Below are 15,810 nucleotides of genomic sequence, written 5' to 3' on the forward strand. Positions count from 1 at the left end.
ATGAAGAAGTCCCTCCTCTCGGCCCTCGGGCTTGCAGTTGCATTGGCTTTCACGGTGCCCGTCATCGGCGCGACGAGTGCGGATGCGGCGCCGATGGCAAAGCATCATCGTCACCACCATCATCATCGCCACCATGTCCGCCATCACCATCATCACCGCCACCACCACCATGTGATCGGAAACAAGGCCTAAGCACCGCAAACTGCCACCGAGAAGACCGGCCTTGGCTTCCTGTCCAAGGCCGGTCTTCCCTTGGCATTGCGGCGCGTTAGCTCGACACGATTTGGGCGCACCAAGTTCGTCGAATGACGGCGCCAGCTATCTCCACCATCAGAAGCACCGCCTCAGCGCCGGCTGAACAGCAAACTGGCGACAAGACCGAGCACCACAAGGCCGACAGCAGCGGCAGCCGCCGGATGGTCGCGGGCCGACCTCTCGATCACCCTGCCCTGTTTGCGCAGTGCCGGCATGGCGTCGCGCAGACGCCCCGCAAGATCGGAATAGGTGTCGAAGGCTGCATCGCGACCGTCCTCGTAGTAGGCGCCGCCTCGCCTTGCCACAGCCCTCTTCAAACTGGCCAGTTCTTTGGTGAGAGCCGCGACCTGCCTGTCGAGATCGATGTCCGAGAGGGTCGAAAATGATGCCATGATGTGTTTCCTTCACTTGCAGAAGGAAACGTAACGCCTCACCGGAAGACGGGTTCCGGTTTCGAACTATCGCGTCGGGCTGCGGTCAGCGCACCTGATCAAGCAGGCGCTTGCATTCCAGGAGGTCGAACAGCGCCTCCTGCAGCAAGGCCCTGTTGTCGCGCGAGAGTTTCGAGGCATCCGGCTGCACCGGACCGTCCTCGTCGCTCTTGCCCAGGCCGAAAAAGCGACGGCTGGGTTTGACGCGCGGCTGGCCGACCAGTTCGTCGTCCATGCTGCGCGGCTGGGCCGCCGACGTCAGCGGCACCTGGTCAGCCTGCCTTCGCTGCGAGATCGCCTCGACGGCGGCCATGTCGCCATTGCCGATGGCAACCAGGAAATGGTTGCCGTTCTCGCGCAACAGCTTCTGCACGCCCTTGATGGTGTAGCCCTGGTCGTAGAGCATATGGCGGATGCCCTTGATCAGCTCGACATCCTGCGGCCGGTAGTAACGACGGCCGCCGCCGCGCTTCATCGGCTTGATCTGGTTGAAACGCGTTTCCCAGAAGCGCAGCACATGCTGCGGCAAATCGAGATCTTCGGCGACCTCGCTGATGGTACGAAAGGCGTCGGGGCTCTTGTCCATGGGCGAATCCTCACGCTGGACGATGATCCGGCCTAGCTGCCGAATCGGGGCTTATTTCAGCGGTTTATGAAGCAATATTCAAGCCCGGCGTCATGGCGGTGGCGGTTTTCAACCGCGCAGTAGGATTACTTGCCGCTTTTGGCCTTGCCGCTCTGATGGGAGCGCAAGATACGGCTCTTCAGCACGTTGGACGACTTGAAGGTCATCACCCGACGCGGCAGGATCGGCACTTCCTCGCCGGTCTTGGGATTGCGGCCGATACGCTCGTTCTTGGAGCGGACGTGGAATGTCGCGAAGGACGACAGCTTCACCGTTTCGCCGCGCACGATGGCTTCGCAGATTTCATCCAGCACCGCTTCGACGAGTTCGGCCGATTCAGTGCGCGACAGGCCGACCTTCCGGTAAACTGCCTCGGCAAGGTCGGCGCGCGTAAGTGTCTTTCCCCCCATGCGACCGTCCCATCAGCTCAAAACATAAAATTCGGCACAACAACGGCAGAGCCTAAGTAATTGATCCGTCAAGGTCAAGGACCGAAACTGGACCGTTCGGCACTTACCAGCGAACCAGGACAGCGCCCCAGGTGAAGCCGCCACCCATCGCTTCCAGGAGGACGAGATCGCCCTTCTTGATGCGGCCGTCGGCAACGGCCACCGACAGCGCCAACGGCACGGAAGCAGCCGAGGTGTTACCGTGCAAATCGACCGTAACCACCACCTTTTGCTCAGCTATCCCGAGCTTCTTGGCGGAAGCGTCAATAATTCGTTTATTGGCCTGGTGCGGCACGAACCAATCGAGATCATCGGCAGTGATTCCGGCTTGCGCGAACGTCGCCTCGATGACGTCGGTGATCATGCCGACCGCATGCTTGAAGACTTCGCGGCCCTCCATCCGGAGATGGCCGACCGTACCCGTCGTCGACGGCCCGCCATCGACAAAAAGCTTGTCCTTGTGCGTGCCGTCGGAGCGCAGGCTGGCCGCCAGAACGCCATGGTCGGCGATCGTGCCCGCGCCCTCGCCCGCTTCCAGGATCATGGCACCGGCGCCGTCTCCGAACAGCACACAGGTCGACCGGTCGCTCCAGTCGAGAATGCGCGAGAATGTTTCCGAACCGATCACCAGGACACGCTTGGCCAGGCCGCCGCGGATGTAGAGATCGGCGGTGGTCACGGCATAGACGAAACCCGAACAGACCGCCTGCATGTCGAAGGCAAAGCCGTGATGCATACCGAGCCGGTTCTGGATCTCGACGGCGGTGGCCGGAAACGTGTTGTTGGGCGTCGAGGTCGCCAGCACGATCAGATCGATGTCGGCGGGCGTGAGGCCCGCATTGGCAAGTGCGGCACGTGCCGCCGCTTCCCCCAGCGAAGCGGTCGTCTCGTCATCGCCCGCGATGTGGCGCTGGCGAATGCCGGTGCGCTGGGCGATCCACTCGTCGGAGGTCTCGACCATGCCTTCGAAATCGGCATTCTTCATGATTCGGCGGGGCAGCGCGGCGCCCGTGCCGCGCACGACTGATCTGATCAAAGTTCTTTCCTATTCCTTTGCGTCGGTGACGACGTCGGATTTCCTAGATGACAGGGCGCGCGGGTTGCGCGCATGAAACAGGTCCAGATCGGCCTCGATACGGTCGAGGAGGTTGTTGCGGACCATGTCATAGCCGAGTTCGATCGCGGCGGCGAACCCGTCAGAATCAGCACCGCCATGGCTTTTGACGACGATCCCGCTCAGCCCCAGGAAAACGCCGCCATTGGAGCGGCCGACATCCATCTTTTCGCGCAAGCGGTTGAAGGCGCCCTTAGCGAAGACGTAGCCGATCCTGGCCATCAGGGTGCGGCTCATCGCGGCGCGCAGATAACCCGCTATCTGGCGCGCCGTGCCTTCCGCGGTCTTCAGAGCGATGTTGCCGGCGAAGCCCTCGGTCACCACAACGTCGACCGTGCCCTTGCCGATATCGTCGCCCTCGACGAAACCGTGATAGTTCATCGAGGCCATGTTGGCTTCGCGCAGCATGCGCCCCGCCTCCTTGACCTCTTCCTGGCCTTTGATCTCCTCGACGCCGACATTGAGCAGGCCGACGCTGGGCCGGGCTATGCCGAAGACCGAGCGCGCCATGCCGGTGCCGAGAATGGCAAAATCGATGAGCTGTTGCGCATCGGCCCCGATGGTCGCGCCGACATCCAGCACCACGCTTTCGCCGCGCAATGTCGGCCAAAGGGCTGCGATCGCCGGGCGATCGATGGTGGCCATGGTGCGCAGGCAGAACTTCGACATCGCCATCAGCGCACCGGTGTTTCCCGCGGAAATGCAGGCGTCGGCCGTGCCGGCCTTGACCGCTTCGACGGCCTTCCACATCGATGACTTCCAGCGGCCGTGGCGCAGCGCCTGGCTCGGCTTGTCGTCCATCCTGACCGCAATTTCGCAATGGAAGAATTCGCTGATCTCGGCAAGCTTGGGAAATTTGGCGAGCTCCGGGCGCACGACCTCCTCACGCCCGAAGATGACGAAGCGGATGTCGGGACGACGGGTCGCGACCGTCATGAGCGCTGGAATGACCACGGCTGGTCCGTGATCGCCGCCCATGGCATCGATGGAAATCCTGATCACGCGGTATTTGTCTCACGGTTAGGCGGCAGGTCGTTTAGCGACCGCGAAGGTTCGGCGAAAATAACGGTTTTGGGCTGCCACACAACCGACTTTTCCGTCGCGGGCGAGCTTTTCAGGATTTTCCCAGCAAGGATCGCAGTTTTTGCTGAAATTCATTCTCCGCCGGTTCGGTCTCGCTGCCGGCGTTGAGCGCTGCGCCCTGCTTACGAGGATAGGGGTCGATGGCGAGCCCGAAATACTGTTCGGCGAGTGCCCCGACATCGATCGTGTCACCGGAAAATGTCTCTGGACTGTCAGGGCCTTCCGCGTCGAGCAGGATCTCGCCGCCACCATCGAAACCCTGCCGTCCAAGCTTGGAATCCTCGGGCAGCAGCAGCGCTTCGACCGGTTCGTCGATATGCGCTTCGACAGGCTCGAGCGTGACGATGCAGGCCTGGGTGATGTCGGCTTCGACACGACCGCTTATCTTCACGCCATTGCGCTTCCACGACGCGACCAGAAGCTCGGCGCGATAGGATTCGACCGAAATCAACCCGTGCTCCTCGGCCAGTGCCGCACGCTGTGCGGCATCGGCTTCGACAACCAGCGGCAGGCCCTTTTGCGGCAGGCGCGTGATGTTTGCACGGAAGGAGACCGGGCTTTGCGGGTCCACATGCTTCATTGTTCAACCTCCTTGGCGGCGGGAAAGGTCAGCGTGCCGGAGACAATCGATTCGGATGTCTGCGCGGCCAGATGATTGCGCGCGTCGGTAACATAGTTGGCCAGCAGCGATGCTTCCAGCCAGGCGCCCGCGTCGGGCCGGACATTGCGGGCAAGAGCCGCGGTCAGCCCTTCATGGTCGTTTCTTTCCAGGGCATCGTCATAGGCAGCGGTTCGGCCATAAAACATCTTTGCCAGCTTTTTCATGCGTTTGGGCACGCCAACGTCGCCAATGCCCAATTCCCGCAACGAATGGTCGACGTCGAGGAAGAACTCGTCGATCAGCACCTGGGCGACCTCTTGCGCCGCACCGCTCTCACCGCGCAACCTGTGCTGGAACAGGAACATGTGCAGCGACAGCATCTCGAAACGGCCAAGCGGCGTGTCTGGCACATTCCAGTGGGAATAAAACACCGTCTGCCGCGCCGCCGCCACGATTTGTGCGTAAAGCGCCTCGGTGATAGCGCGGTTGGCGTAGCGTTCGCGGCCAAAAAAGCGCTGGAACATTGGGGATGGTCTCCTGGGGACCGTTTGTTGAAGTGGGCTTGTTGCATCGGCAAGCAAGCTGGTTTACCGGTTTCGCGGCCCAGCGCAAGTTGCGGCCAGCTAATGGAGTTGTTGTTGCGCGCGCTGAATTTCAAGTCGACCTTCTCGTCCAGGCCCGCCGGCGCGATCTCGCTGCTGATGATCGTTTCGGCACTATCGGCCTGCCACACCTCCAAGATGATCGGCGACCTCAGCCCGAGTGAGACGCTGACGCAAGGTTACGTCATAGACCAGCAGGCAATCGACCTGGTGCCGGTCGGTTCGAGCCGCGAGCAGGTGCTTCTGGCGCTCGGCACGCCGTCGACGACCGCGACCTTCGACAACGAGGCCTTCTATTACATTTCGCAGACGCGCAAGCGCTACGTCGCCTTCGACAAGCCACGGCTCATTGATCAGCATGTGCTGGCGGTCTATTTCGGCGCCGATGGCCGCGTCACCCAGATCGCCAATTACGGGATGAAGGACGGCAAGATGTTCGACTTCATCTCACGCACCACACCGACCGGCGGCAAGGACCAGAACTTCCTCAGCCAGATCATCAACGGTGCCAGCAAACTGGCACCCAGCATTCCGGGCGGCGGCGCCTAATTCCTTTCGGCTTCCATTCCGGGAGCCTCATCATCTCAGGCGACCAAAAACCCGCGGGAGCGATCCTGCGGGTTTTTGTTGTGGCCTCGATCAGGGCAAGATCCCCGTATGTTTGCCGGCGATGCTTAAGCCGTCGAAACCCAAGCCGGTAGATGAGATACCGGCGCATTTACCGCATGCAAGAGATCGGCTTGTTGACGCGTCGACATGGCATTGCTCAACGAAAAACCCGCGGGATCGCTCCCGCGGGTTGTTTCGGGCTGAAGCCTAGATCAGCCGTGCGCGAGCACGGCCAGCAGCAGGAGCGCGACGATGTTGGTGATCTTGATCGCCGGGTTGACGGCGGGGCCAGCGGTGTCCTTGTAGGGATCGCCGACCGTGTCACCGGTCACCGAAGCCTTGTGCGCCTCGGAACCCTTGAGATGCTTGACGCCGTCCTTGTCGACAAAGCCGTCTTCGAAGGACTTCTTGGCGTTGTCCCAGGCGCCGCCGCCAGAGGTCATCGAGATAGCGACGAACAGGCCGTTGACGATGACGCCGAGCAGCGAGGCACCCAGCGCTGCAAAGGCAGACGCCTTCGAGCCCGAGATCAGCAGCACGCCGAAATAGACGACGAGCGGCGCCAGCACCGGCAGCAGCGACGGGATGATCATTTCCCTGATTGCCGCCTTGGTCAGAAGGTCGACCGCGCGGGCGTAGTTCGGCTTCGAGGTGCCGGCCATGATGCCCGGATCCTCGCGGAACTGCTTGCGCACCTCCTCGACGATGGCGCCCGCCGCACGGCCGACGGCCGTCATGGCGATGCCGCCGAACAGATACGGGATCAGCCCGCCGAAGATCAGGCCGGCGACGACGTATGGGTTGGAGAGATCGAAGGAGATCTCGCCCATGCCCTGGAAGTAGGGATATTTGTCGCCATTGGCGGCGAAGAACTTCAGGTCGTTCGAGTACGCGGCAAACAGCACCAATGCGCCGAGACCAGCGGAGCCGATGGCGTAGCCCTTGGTCACCGCCTTGGTGGTGTTGCCGACCGCGTCGAGCGCGTCGGTGGAGTGGCGCACTTCCTTGGGCAGGCCGGCCATTTCGGCGATGCCGCCGGCATTGTCGGTGACCGGGCCGAAGGCATCGAGCGCAACGATCATGCCGGCAAGGCCGAGCATCGTCGTGACCGCGATCGCCGTACCGAAGAGGCCGGCAAGCTGATAGGTCGAGATGATGCCGCCGACGATGACGATCGCCGGCAGCGCCGTCGATTCCAGCGAGACCGCGAGGCCCTGGATGACGTTGGTGCCGTGACCGGTGACCGACGCCTGGGCGATGGAATTGACCGGGCGCTTGTTGGTGCCGGTGTAGTATTCGGTGATGACCACGATGAGACCGGTCACCACGAGGCCGATCAGGCCGCAGATGAACAGGTTCTTGCCGGTGATGACCATGCCGGCGACAGTGCCGACCTCACCCCAGCCGAGCGTCACCTGGGTGGCGACGCCGAGGCCGACGATGGACAGCAGGCCAGTGACGATCAGGCCCTTGTAGAGTGCGCCCATGATCGAGCCGTTGGAACCGAGCTTGACGAAGAAGGTGCCGACGATCGAGGTCAGGATGCAGGCGCCGCAGATGGCGAGCGGATAAAGCATGGCCGCACCCAACACGGCGGTGCCGCCAAAGAAGATGGCAGCCAGAACCATGGTGGCGACGACAGTCACCGCATAGGTTTCGAACAGGTCAGCGGCCATGCCGGCGCAGTCGCCGACATTGTCGCCGACATTGTCGGCGATCGTGGCCGGGTTGCGCGGATCGTCTTCGGGAATACCGGCTTCGACCTTGCCGACGAGATCGCCACCGACGTCGGCGCCTTTGGTGAAGATGCCGCCGCCGAGACGAGCGAAGATCGAGATCAGCGATGCGCCGAAGCCGAGCGAGACCAGCGAGTCGATGACGATGCGGTCATTGGGCTGGAGGCCCATGAAGTGGGTCAGGATGAGGTAGTAGATCGACACGCCGAGCAAGGCGAGGCCAGCAACCAGCATGCCGGTGATGGCGCCCGATTTGAACGCGATGTCGAGGCCGGCAGCGAGACTGTTCGATGCGGCCTGCGCCGTGCGAACGTTGGCGCGAACGGAGACATGCATGCCGATGAAGCCGGCGGCGCCTGAAAGCACCGCTCCGATCAGGAAGCCGATCGCGGCGGTGATGGACAGCAACCACCAGGCGAGCACGAGGACGACGACGCCAACGATGGCGATGGTGGTGTACTGACGCGCCAGATAGGCTTGTGCGCCCTCGCGGATAGCCGCGGAGATTTCCTGCATGCGTGCATTGCCCTGATCGGCCGCAAGGACCGAACGTGTCGCCCAGATGGCGTAAAGGATTGAAAGCAGGCCGCAGGCGATGACGGCGGAAATAATTGTCATTGCCGGATTTTCCTCGATTGATGGCCCAAAAGAACCCCTCCCTGGGCCGTTGAGACAAAGACCGGATTCCGAGCACGGAATCCGCCTCTTCGCAGCGGTGTATGCGAAACAGGGCTGCGAACGTCAAGATATTGTTCGGTTTTTGCCCGGCTTTCGCCCAAATGGTTGGGACCAGGCGGCGGCTGCCGTCAGCACCCGGGGATTAGATCGATTGAAATTAGCCCTGACGCAGGACGCGGCTACTCTGCCTCCCGGCCCATCCGGCGCGCCGTGTAGCGCTCTATGGCCGACAGGCCGTCATAGATCAGCACGGCAAGGGCTGCCACGATCAGGCCGCCCTGGAGGATGAAGGCGAGATTGTTGGATAACAACCCGGCGATGATCACTTCGCCCAGCGTTTTGGCTGCCACGGTCGAACCGATGGTCGCGGTGGCAAGGCTGATCACCACCGACAGCCTGATGCCGCCGAGAATGATCGGGGCGCTGAGCGGCAGTTCGACCTTGGTGAGCCTTTGCCAACCGGTCATGCCGGCGCCGCGCGCCGCCTCGACGACATTGGCAGGTAGCGTCGTCAGGCCGGTCAGCGCGTTCTCGAAGATCGGCAGCAGACCGTAGAGAAACAGCGCGATCAGTGTCGGCTTCTCGCCGAAGCCGACGGCCGGCACGGCGAGTGCCAGCACCGCCACGGGCGGAAAGGTCTGGCCGATGTTGACCAGGCTACGCGACAGCGGCAGGAATTCGGCGCCGGCCGGCCTGGTGACCAGGATGGCAAGCGCCACCGCAACGATGGTTGCTGCCACGGTGGCGATCAGAACCGTGCGCAAATGCAGCAATGTCAGCGTCAGCAGGCTGCCCTGGTTGTAGATCACCGGCGCATTGTTTTCGGTCAGCGGCTTCAGCAGCGGCACGAACCAGCCGGGATTGGTGACGAAGGCAACGAGCAGCATCACCAGGGCAAGTCTGAGCAACGATGGAAGCCAGGCCTTCATGCCGGCCTCGCCGCGCGCTTCACCAGCCCGTCGACGGTGACGCGGCCAAGCGGCTTGCCATCGGCGCCTTTGACCGGCAGCGCCGGCCGGCCCGTCCACAACAATTCGGCCAGCGCGTCACGCTGGCTGGCGTCGCCGGGGATCGCCTCGCCTTCGGCGGAGCCCTTCTCCACGGCATCGCGGACCCGGCCGAGCGACAGCAACCGGAACGGCCTTTCGCTGGCGCCGACCAGGGTCTCGACGAAGGCGCTTGCCGGCTTTGCCAGGATCTCGGCGGGCTTGGCGTATTGCACCAGCTTGCCGGCATCCATGACCGCGATCTTGTCGCCCATATGCACGGCCTCTTCCATGTCGTGGGTGACCAGGATGATGGTGGTGCCGAAGCGCTTCTGGATCGCCAGCAGATCTTCCTGCGCCTTGTTGCGGATGATCGGGTCAAGGGCGCCGAACGGTTCGTCCATCAACAGCACGTTGGGCTCGGCGGCGAGCGCGCGGGCAACGCCGACGCGCTGTTGCTGGCCGCCGGACAGTTCGTGCGGATAGCGCGGCCCGAAGGCTTCGGGGTCAAGCTGATAGAGCGTCATCAGTTCGTCGACCCGGGCCTTGATGCGGTCCTTGTCCCAACCGAGCAGCACCGGCACGGTGGCAATGTTCTGCGCCACCGTGCGATGCGGGAACAGGCCGTGGCCCTGGATGGCGTAGCCGATGCTGCGGCGCAGCTCATAGCCGGGCAGCGAACGATTGTCGGCGCCGTCGAGCTTGATGATGCCCGAGGTCGGTTCGACCAGCCGGTTGATCATGCGCAGCAACGTCGTCTTGCCGGAACCGGACGTGCCGACAATGACGGCTATGGTGCGCGGCTCGATGACCATCGACACGTCATCGACCACGGTCGTCGCGTCATAGCGCTTGGTAATGCCTTCGATCTCGATCATGCCGTTTCAACCCTGCGCCTGGTGGCGGTCATTTCGATCACCGCATCGAGGATGATGGCGGCGGCAAAGGCGAGCGCGACCGTTGGCACCGCGCCGAGCAGCACAAGGTCCATCGCCGTCTGGCCCACACCCTGGAAGACGAATACGCCGAAACCGCCGCCGCCGATCAGCGCGGCAATGGTGGCGAGGCCGATGTTCTGCACCAAGACGATGCGGATGCCGGTGAGGATGACGGGAAAAGCCAGCGGAAACTCGACGCCGAACAGGCGCTGCCTGTCGGTCATGCCCATGCCGCGTGCGGCGTCGTTGGCGGTGCGCGGCACGCCAGCGAGACCGACCACGGTGTTGGCCACCACCGGCAGCAGCGAATAAAGGAACAGCGCGACGAAGGCGGGGGCTGTGCCGATGCCGCGAATGCCGAGCGCGGCAGCCCCCGGCACATGCGTGGCCACCCAGCCAAGCGGCGCGATCAGCAGGCCGAACAGCGCGATCGAGGGAATGGTCTGGATGATGTTGAGCACGTTGAGAACCCCGGCGCGCAGACTTTCGACACGATGGCAGAGAATGCCCAGCGGCAGGCCGACGACCACTGCCGCAAGCAGCGACCCTAGCGCCAGCGTCACATGCTTGGAGCCCTCCGCCCAGAAACTGTCGGCGCGGTTGAAATATTCCTTCAGGATCGACAGATTGTCCCAGCTTCCCGAAATCAACAGCAGCCCGATCGCCAAAGCCGAGACCGCAAGCACGCCAACTCGTGCCAATGGCGACAGGTTCAGCCGTGTCAGCACATCGGCAAGCAAAAGCGTGAAGGCAAAGATCAGAATCCAGAAACCGGAGGCTGGCGAAACTCTCGCAAAGGTGTTGCCCTCCGGCGTGAGAAATGTTCCGGCGACGCCGATCAGCAGCGCGAGCGCGGCAAGCGCCACCACGCTGGCGGCAAGGCGCAGCGCAAGCAGTGTCTTGAACAGCGCGATGAGTGCTGCGGCGACGACGATGACGAGCAGCAGCGTCCCGGTGATTGCCGGCAGCGCCTCAAGAATTGAGCGCGCCTGGCCGGGGACGATGCGGTTGGCACGGAACGTGGCAAAGGGCGCGGCAAAAGCCGCGTAGGCTGATATAGCGGCGATGATCACGCCGAGCTTGTCGAAGCGGATGTTCACGCCCTCCCCCGTCAGTCGATCCGGCGCGCCACGAAAGCGGCGCGCCGGAATCGTCCTACTTCAGGAAGCCGTTCTTCTTCAAAAAGTCCTCGGCGACGCCCTTGACCGGCTCGCCGCCGACCTGCACGCGACCATTCAGCTCCTGCAGCGTGACGAGGTCGAGCTTGGCGAAGACCGGCTTCAGCAGCGTCTCGATCTCGGGATGTTGCTTCAGCACCGCTTCGCGGATGATCGGCGCCGGCTGGTAGACCGGCTGCACGCCCTTGTCGTCGTCGAGCACGACGAGCCCGGACGGTGCGATGCCGCCATCGGTGCCGTAGACCATGGCCGCATTGGCGCCGTTGGTCTGGTTGGCGGCCGCGGCGATGGTTGCCGCGGTGTCGCCGCCTGAGAGAGTGATCAGTTGGTCCGGCTTCAGCGTGAAGCCATAGGTGGTCTGGAAGGCCGGCAGTGCAGCCGCCGAATTGACGAACTCGGCAGAAGCCGCCAGCACCACCTGACCGCCGCCCGCGACATATTTGCCGAAGTCGGTGAGCGTGGCGAGCTTGTTGGTCTCGGCGACTTCCTTGCGCAGCGCAATCGCCCAGGTGTTGTTTGCGGGCGACGGCGACAGCCAGACGATCTTGTTGGCGTCGTAGTCGAGCTTCTTGGCCGTTTCATAGGCCTTGGCGGCATCCTTCCAGACCGGGTCGTCGGCCTTCTCGAAGAAGAAGGCGGCGTTGCCGGTGTATTCGGGATAGATGTCGATCTCGCCGGCGGTGATCGCCTTGCGCACCACCGGCGTGCCGCCGAGCTGGATACGGTCCGATGTCTTGATGTTGTTGGCGTTGAGGACGAGCTGGATGATGTTGCCGAGCACGCCGCCCTCGGTGTCGATCTTCGAAGAGACAACCACCTGGGCATTGGCGGAAGCCACCGTGATGCCGAGCGCCAATGCCGCGCCGGCCAGAAACTTGACTGAAAACATTGTGGAACCCCTAGCTATGAACCGAAACGCGATGACCGCATATGAGCATGGCTTCAACGGCCAGTCGGGGCACACGGTTTCATAACAAGGGGGATCAGCGCAATATTTTTGTTCGGAAGGCCGATTTTGAGGCGACGCTGGCGATCTGCTGCCATCTGGCGGATAATGCCATAGAGTGCGGGTGGCAAACACGGAGAGCGTGTCATGGCCATACACAAAGTCGGCTACCTCATCGGAAGTCTTGCCCGGGAATCCATCAACCGCAAGCTCGCGAAGGCGCTCGTTCAACTGGCTCCTCCGGAACTTGAAATGACGGAAATCGCCTTCAGGGATCTGCCTCTTTACAGCTACGATTATGATGCGGATTTCCCGCCGGTCGCCCGGGATTTCAAAAAGGCGATCGCGTCCGTTCAGGCCGTCCTGTTCGTTACCCCGGAGTACAACCGCTCGATCCCTGGCGGATTAAAGAACGCGATCGACTGGGCGAGCCGCCCCTATGGAAAGAATTCATTCGCGCGCAAACCGTCCGCCGTCATCGGAACATCGCCGGGCGCCATCGCAACCGCTGTCGCCCAACAAAGCCTGCGCAGCGTTCTGAGCTTCTGCAACTCACCCCAGATGAATGCGCCGGAAGCCTATATCCAGTTCACGCCGGGACTGATAACGGACGACGGCGAAGTGACGGTCGAATCCACCGAGGACTTCCTGCGCAACTACATGGCTGAGTTCCATATGTTCATAGCGCGGGTGCTTCAGGTGTTGCCGCCGGACGCATAGGTTTGGCGTCAAGCCGGGCGGCGCGCGCTCGTCAGCTTCAGCGCGCCCAGCGCCACGAAGCACAGGACGGTGACCGGAAAGACTATCCAGTTCAGCATCTCCCAGCCCCAGGCGTTGTAGACCATGCCCGACATCAGTGAGGCGCAGGCGACGGAGCCGAACAGGACGAAGTCGTGGAAGCCTTGCACCTTGCCCTTTTCCGACGGCCGGTAGGTGGAGGCCACCATTGCGGTCGCGCCAATGAAGCCGAAGTTCCAACCAAGGCCCAGCAGGATCAGCGACGTCCAGAACTGCCACAGCGCCAGGCCCGACAGAGCGACAATGGCGCAGCCGATGAGCAGGATCAGGCCGGTGGTCACAATGCGTTCGGCGCCGAAGCGATGGATCAGCGAGCCGGTGAAGAAGCTTGGCGCAAACATCGCCATGACGTGCCAGGAGATGCCCAGCGTCGCGTCGGTCTCCGACAGTCCGCAGCCGACCATGGCCAGCGGTGCGCCCGTCATGACGAAGCTCATCAGCGCGTAGCTGCCGACCGCACAAAAAAGCGCGGCGACGAAACGCGGCTGCGTGACGATTTCAGCCAGTGGTCTGGCGTCGCTGTCGGCGATCTCCACCTTGCCGGATGCTTTCGCCGGCAGCCGCAGGAAGGACAGGATGATGGCGCCGACGGCGGCCAGCGGCAGGATGGACACGAACGAACCGGCAAACATGACCGGCGCCAGCGATTCGCGGGTGAAGATGACAATCTGCGGCCCGAGGATAGCGGTGACGATGCCGCCGGCCAGCACGAAAGAGATGGCGCGCGCCTTGAATTCCGGCGGTGCGTTGTCAGCGGCGGCGAAGCGGAACTGCTGGACGAAGGCGCCGCCGACACCGATCGTGAGCAAGCCAAAGGCAAACAGCCAGAAGCTCCCTTGAAAAAGCGCAAGCGTGGCGATCAGGCCGCCAAGCGCCGTGACGATCGTCCCGGTCATGAAGCCGCCGCGCTGGCCCATTCTGCGGATGATGGCCGCTGCAGGCAGCGCGCCGAGCGCCACGCCGATGTTGAAGCCGGTGATCGGCGCTGTCGCCAATGATTTGTCGGGGCCAAGCAGATATTGCCCGGCCAGCGCGCCCACGGAGATGGCGATGGGGGCCGCCGAGCCGATGATCGCCTGCGATGCGGCCAGGATCAGCGCCGTGCGGCGCGCCTCGCTGCCTGCCTCGACGGCGATTGCCGTCATGATGCGTCCTTGCCGCGCCCCTCGCCACGCACCCGGCGTGACACACGGTCGAGCACGGCATTGACCAGCTTCGGCTCGTCTTCCTCGTAGAAGGCCTTGGCGATGTCGACATATTCGGAGACTATGACGGCGACCGGGACATCCTCGCGCTTCATCAGTTCGTAGACGCCGGCGCGCAGGATGGCGCGCAGCGTCGAATCGAGCCGCGACAGCGGCCAGTCCTCGGTCAGCGCCTGGCGGATGATCGGATCGATGGTCTTCTGGTTCTCGACGACACCCGCCAGGATAGCGCGAAACCATTGCGCATCGGCCTCGCGATAGAGCGCGCCGTCGACTTCCTTGCCAAGGCGAAATGCCTCGTACTCGGCGGTGATCTCGAAGACACCGCTGCCGGCGACATCCATCTGATAGAGCGCCTGCACGGCGGCCAGACGGGCAGCGCCGCGCTTGTTGGCGTGGCGCATCGCGGGCTGCCCGGGCGAAGCGGGTTCGCTCACGATCGCGCCCCCAATTGTTCCTTGAGGGCAATCATGGTCAGCGCCGCACGCGCGGCAAAGCCGCCCTTGTCGCCTTCCGAGCGCTTGGCGCGAGTCCAGGCCTGGGCGTCATTCTCGGTGGTGAGGATGCCGTTGCCGATGCAGACCGAGTCCTGCACGCTCAAATCCATGAGCGCGCGGCTGGATTCATTGGCGACAATGTCGAAATGGTAAGTGTCGCCGCGGACGACGGTGCCCAGCGCGACAAAGCCATCATAATGTGTGCCGCCTTCCGTCGCGCCGTCCAGTGCAAAGGTGATCACCGCGGGGATCTCGAGTGAACCTGGAACGGTGACGACGTCGTAAGTCGCGCCCGCTTCATCGAGCGCGCTTGTCGCGCCGTCGAGCAGCGCATCGGCAAGGTCGTCGTGAAAGCGCGCTTCGACAATGAGCAGATGCGCCTTCGCCTTCGGACGAATGAAGGCTTTGCCGTGTTGGGATGTACCAGCCATAAAAGTCTCCGGGGAGTTGCCGGTGACTTAGGCCGAAGCCGGGTTCATCGCAAGCGGAAGATTGCTGGATGGACTCCTGTCCTATCGATCCTCTCGCGTATGCCACAGGCGCAACACAGAAATTGTCGTGTTCTGTATCTCGTAACGAATTTCGTAGCTGCCTACCAAAATGCGACGCACTTCTCGTGGTTCGAACTCTTCCAGTCTCTCACCGATGCGCGGATATTCGACCAACCGTGCCGGCGCGGCAGTAAGCGACTGCACGGCACGTGCGGCCGCCGGGCCATTTGCTAGCACGAGAAAATCATGTAGCCGGACCAAGTCGGACAAAGCCTTGTTGGTCCATTTCAACTCCATCAACGAGGCACCGGCAGTGGCTTGTCGGTACCAAGACTCTCAGCCCACGCCTGCACGGCCTGGTGATCGATGACCCGTCCTGCGTCGACATCGGCCATTGCTTCAAGCGTGAGCCGTCGGCGCTCCTCCTCCAAATCCACCCACGCGGAAAGAGCTTGTTTGACGATCCAGCCGCGTGGGCGCTCAAGGCGGGCAGCCAGTTGATCTACCTTTTCAGCCAGCGGCAGCGGAACGTGAGCGGTGATTACTTTTGTATCCATCAGAGCCTCACAATCAGATCTAATCATAGCG

Annotated in this window: 19 protein-coding genes; 2 read left to right on the forward strand and 17 right to left on the reverse strand. The window is 62.8% G+C overall.

What is annotated here, in order from left to right; translation table 11 throughout:
- Positions 1 to 344 precede the first annotated feature (344 nt).
- The 7 genes from MESCI_RS22355 to MESCI_RS22385 all read right to left on the reverse strand — a co-directional run bounded on the left by MESCI_RS22355 (position 345) and on the right by MESCI_RS22385 (position 5,082).
- Positions 345 to 647 carry an MDR/zinc-dependent alcohol dehydrogenase-like family protein gene (locus MESCI_RS22355; RefSeq protein ID WP_013532229.1) on the reverse strand — a complete coding sequence of 101 codons (303 nt, stop codon included), beginning with the start codon at positions 645 to 647 and terminating at the stop codon, positions 345 to 347.
- Positions 648 to 732: 85 nt separating this feature from the next.
- On the reverse strand, positions 733 to 1,272 hold the full coding sequence (locus MESCI_RS22360) for a MerR family transcriptional regulator (protein ID WP_013532230.1): 540 nt from the start codon (positions 1,270 to 1,272) through the stop codon (positions 733 to 735).
- 125 nt (positions 1,273 to 1,397) lie between these two features.
- A complete protein-coding gene (locus MESCI_RS22365; protein ID WP_013532231.1) occupies positions 1,398 to 1,721 on the reverse strand; it encodes an integration host factor subunit alpha in 324 nt (107 codons plus the stop codon).
- A gap of 103 nt (positions 1,722 to 1,824) precedes the next feature.
- Positions 1,825 to 2,796, reverse strand: a complete 972-nt coding sequence (locus MESCI_RS22370) for a beta-ketoacyl-ACP synthase III (protein ID WP_013532232.1) — start codon at positions 2,794 to 2,796, stop codon at positions 1,825 to 1,827.
- Positions 2,797 to 2,805: 9 nt separating this feature from the next.
- Entirely contained in the window at positions 2,806 to 3,876 is a 1,071-nt protein-coding gene (plsX, locus tag MESCI_RS22375; RefSeq protein WP_024504675.1) for a phosphate acyltransferase PlsX, read from the reverse strand.
- 112 nt (positions 3,877 to 3,988) lie between these two features.
- The gene (locus tag MESCI_RS22380; protein WP_013532234.1) at positions 3,989 to 4,537 is read right to left on the reverse strand and encodes a YceD family protein; all 549 of its coding nucleotides are present in this window, start codon (positions 4,535 to 4,537) and stop codon (positions 3,989 to 3,991) included.
- Positions 4,534 to 5,082 (reverse strand): ubiquinol-cytochrome C chaperone family protein, encoded by a 549-nt coding sequence (locus tag MESCI_RS22385; RefSeq protein WP_013532235.1) that lies wholly within the window; start codon positions 5,080 to 5,082, stop codon positions 4,534 to 4,536. The genes MESCI_RS22380 and MESCI_RS22385 overlap by 4 nt, the downstream gene beginning before the upstream one ends.
- A 114-nt stretch (positions 5,083 to 5,196) precedes the next feature.
- Between MESCI_RS22385 and MESCI_RS22390 the strand changes: the two genes are divergently transcribed.
- Positions 5,197 to 5,709, forward strand: coding sequence for an outer membrane protein assembly factor BamE (locus MESCI_RS22390; protein ID WP_013532236.1), 513 nt, complete (start codon positions 5,197 to 5,199; stop codon positions 5,707 to 5,709).
- 272 nt (positions 5,710 to 5,981) lie between these two features.
- Here the strand turns inward: MESCI_RS22390 and MESCI_RS22395 are convergent, their stop codons facing one another.
- The 5 genes from MESCI_RS22395 to osmF all read right to left on the reverse strand — a co-directional run bounded on the left by MESCI_RS22395 (position 5,982) and on the right by osmF (position 12,174).
- Positions 5,982 to 8,123, reverse strand: a complete 2,142-nt coding sequence (locus MESCI_RS22395; protein WP_013532237.1) for a sodium-translocating pyrophosphatase — start codon at positions 8,121 to 8,123, stop codon at positions 5,982 to 5,984.
- 239 nt (positions 8,124 to 8,362) lie between these two features.
- On the reverse strand, positions 8,363 to 9,112 hold the full coding sequence (locus MESCI_RS22400; protein ID WP_013532238.1) for an ABC transporter permease: 750 nt from the start codon (positions 9,110 to 9,112) through the stop codon (positions 8,363 to 8,365).
- A complete protein-coding gene (locus MESCI_RS22405) occupies positions 9,109 to 10,047 on the reverse strand; it encodes an ABC transporter ATP-binding protein (RefSeq protein WP_013532239.1) in 939 nt (312 codons plus the stop codon). The genes MESCI_RS22400 and MESCI_RS22405 overlap by 4 nt, the downstream gene beginning before the upstream one ends.
- The gene (locus MESCI_RS22410) at positions 10,044 to 11,207 is read right to left on the reverse strand and encodes an ABC transporter permease (protein WP_013532240.1); all 1,164 of its coding nucleotides are present in this window, start codon (positions 11,205 to 11,207) and stop codon (positions 10,044 to 10,046) included. Before MESCI_RS22410 ends, MESCI_RS22405 begins: the two co-directional genes overlap by 4 nt.
- Before the next feature lie 55 nt (positions 11,208 to 11,262).
- Positions 11,263 to 12,174: a glycine betaine ABC transporter substrate-binding protein OsmF gene (gene osmF, locus MESCI_RS22415; protein ID WP_013532241.1), complete on the reverse strand. Its 912-nt coding sequence runs from the start codon at positions 12,172 to 12,174 to the stop codon at positions 11,263 to 11,265.
- A gap of 204 nt (positions 12,175 to 12,378) precedes the next feature.
- Here osmF and MESCI_RS22420 point away from each other — a divergent pair, with 204 nt between their 5' ends.
- Entirely contained in the window at positions 12,379 to 12,951 is a 573-nt protein-coding gene (locus MESCI_RS22420) for an NADPH-dependent FMN reductase (RefSeq protein ID WP_013532242.1), read from the forward strand.
- Between the two features lie 8 nt (positions 12,952 to 12,959).
- Here MESCI_RS22420 and MESCI_RS22425 read toward each other — a convergent pair whose 3' ends face one another.
- The 5 genes from MESCI_RS22425 to MESCI_RS22445 all read right to left on the reverse strand — a co-directional run bounded on the left by MESCI_RS22425 (position 12,960) and on the right by MESCI_RS22445 (position 15,779).
- Entirely contained in the window at positions 12,960 to 14,174 is a 1,215-nt protein-coding gene (locus MESCI_RS22425) for an MFS transporter (RefSeq protein WP_013532243.1), read from the reverse strand.
- Positions 14,171 to 14,671 (reverse strand): transcription antitermination factor NusB, encoded by a 501-nt coding sequence (nusB, locus tag MESCI_RS22430; RefSeq protein WP_013532244.1) that lies wholly within the window; start codon positions 14,669 to 14,671, stop codon positions 14,171 to 14,173. The genes MESCI_RS22425 and nusB overlap by 4 nt, the downstream gene beginning before the upstream one ends.
- Positions 14,668 to 15,162 carry a 6,7-dimethyl-8-ribityllumazine synthase gene (gene ribH / locus MESCI_RS22435; protein ID WP_013532245.1) on the reverse strand — a complete coding sequence of 165 codons (495 nt, stop codon included), beginning with the start codon at positions 15,160 to 15,162 and terminating at the stop codon, positions 14,668 to 14,670. Before ribH ends, nusB begins: the two co-directional genes overlap by 4 nt.
- 81 nt (positions 15,163 to 15,243) lie before the next feature.
- Positions 15,244 to 15,519: a type II toxin-antitoxin system RelE/ParE family toxin gene (locus MESCI_RS22440; protein WP_013532246.1), complete on the reverse strand. Its 276-nt coding sequence runs from the start codon at positions 15,517 to 15,519 to the stop codon at positions 15,244 to 15,246.
- A complete protein-coding gene (locus MESCI_RS22445) occupies positions 15,519 to 15,779 on the reverse strand; it encodes a CopG family ribbon-helix-helix protein (protein WP_013532247.1) in 261 nt (86 codons plus the stop codon). Before MESCI_RS22445 ends, MESCI_RS22440 begins: the two co-directional genes overlap by 1 nt.
- Positions 15,780 to 15,810 lie beyond the last annotated feature (31 nt).

It is taken from the genome of Mesorhizobium ciceri biovar biserrulae WSM1271 (assembly GCF_000185905.1).
GTDB classification, from domain to species: Bacteria; Pseudomonadota; Alphaproteobacteria; order Rhizobiales; family Rhizobiaceae; genus Mesorhizobium; species Mesorhizobium ciceri.

What these genes read in the sequence shown, in the direction of transcription:
- MESCI_RS22420 (WP_013532242.1), top strand. Translation starts at nt 12,379, where the DNA reads ATGGCCATACACAAAGTCGGCTACCTCATCGGAAGTCTTGCCCGGGAA.
- MESCI_RS22385 (WP_013532235.1), bottom strand. Translation starts at nt 5,082, where the DNA reads ATGTTCCAGCGCTTTTTTGGCCGCGAACGCTACGCCAACCGCGCTATC.
- MESCI_RS22380 (WP_013532234.1), bottom strand. Translation starts at nt 4,537, where the DNA reads ATGAAGCATGTGGACCCGCAAAGCCCGGTCTCCTTCCGTGCAAACATC.
- MESCI_RS22395 (WP_013532237.1), bottom strand. Translation starts at nt 8,123, where the DNA reads ATGACAATTATTTCCGCCGTCATCGCCTGCGGCCTGCTTTCAATCCTT.
- MESCI_RS22405 (WP_013532239.1), bottom strand. Translation starts at nt 10,047, where the DNA reads ATGATCGAGATCGAAGGCATTACCAAGCGCTATGACGCGACGACCGTG.
- MESCI_RS22365 (WP_013532231.1), bottom strand. Translation starts at nt 1,721, where the DNA reads ATGGGGGGAAAGACACTTACGCGCGCCGACCTTGCCGAGGCAGTTTAC.
- MESCI_RS22440 (WP_013532246.1), bottom strand. Translation starts at nt 15,519, where the DNA reads ATGGAGTTGAAATGGACCAACAAGGCTTTGTCCGACTTGGTCCGGCTA.
- osmF (WP_013532241.1), bottom strand. Translation starts at nt 12,174, where the DNA reads ATGTTTTCAGTCAAGTTTCTGGCCGGCGCGGCATTGGCGCTCGGCATC.
- MESCI_RS22360 (WP_013532230.1), bottom strand. Translation starts at nt 1,272, where the DNA reads ATGGACAAGAGCCCCGACGCCTTTCGTACCATCAGCGAGGTCGCCGAA.
- MESCI_RS22400 (WP_013532238.1), bottom strand. Translation starts at nt 9,112, where the DNA reads ATGAAGGCCTGGCTTCCATCGTTGCTCAGACTTGCCCTGGTGATGCTG.
- ribH (WP_013532245.1), bottom strand. Translation starts at nt 15,162, where the DNA reads ATGGCTGGTACATCCCAACACGGCAAAGCCTTCATTCGTCCGAAGGCG.
- MESCI_RS22445 (WP_013532247.1), bottom strand. Translation starts at nt 15,779, where the DNA reads ATGGATACAAAAGTAATCACCGCTCACGTTCCGCTGCCGCTGGCTGAA.
- MESCI_RS22355 (WP_013532229.1), bottom strand. Translation starts at nt 647, where the DNA reads ATGGCATCATTTTCGACCCTCTCGGACATCGATCTCGACAGGCAGGTC.
- MESCI_RS22425 (WP_013532243.1), bottom strand. Translation starts at nt 14,174, where the DNA reads ATGACGGCAATCGCCGTCGAGGCAGGCAGCGAGGCGCGCCGCACGGCG.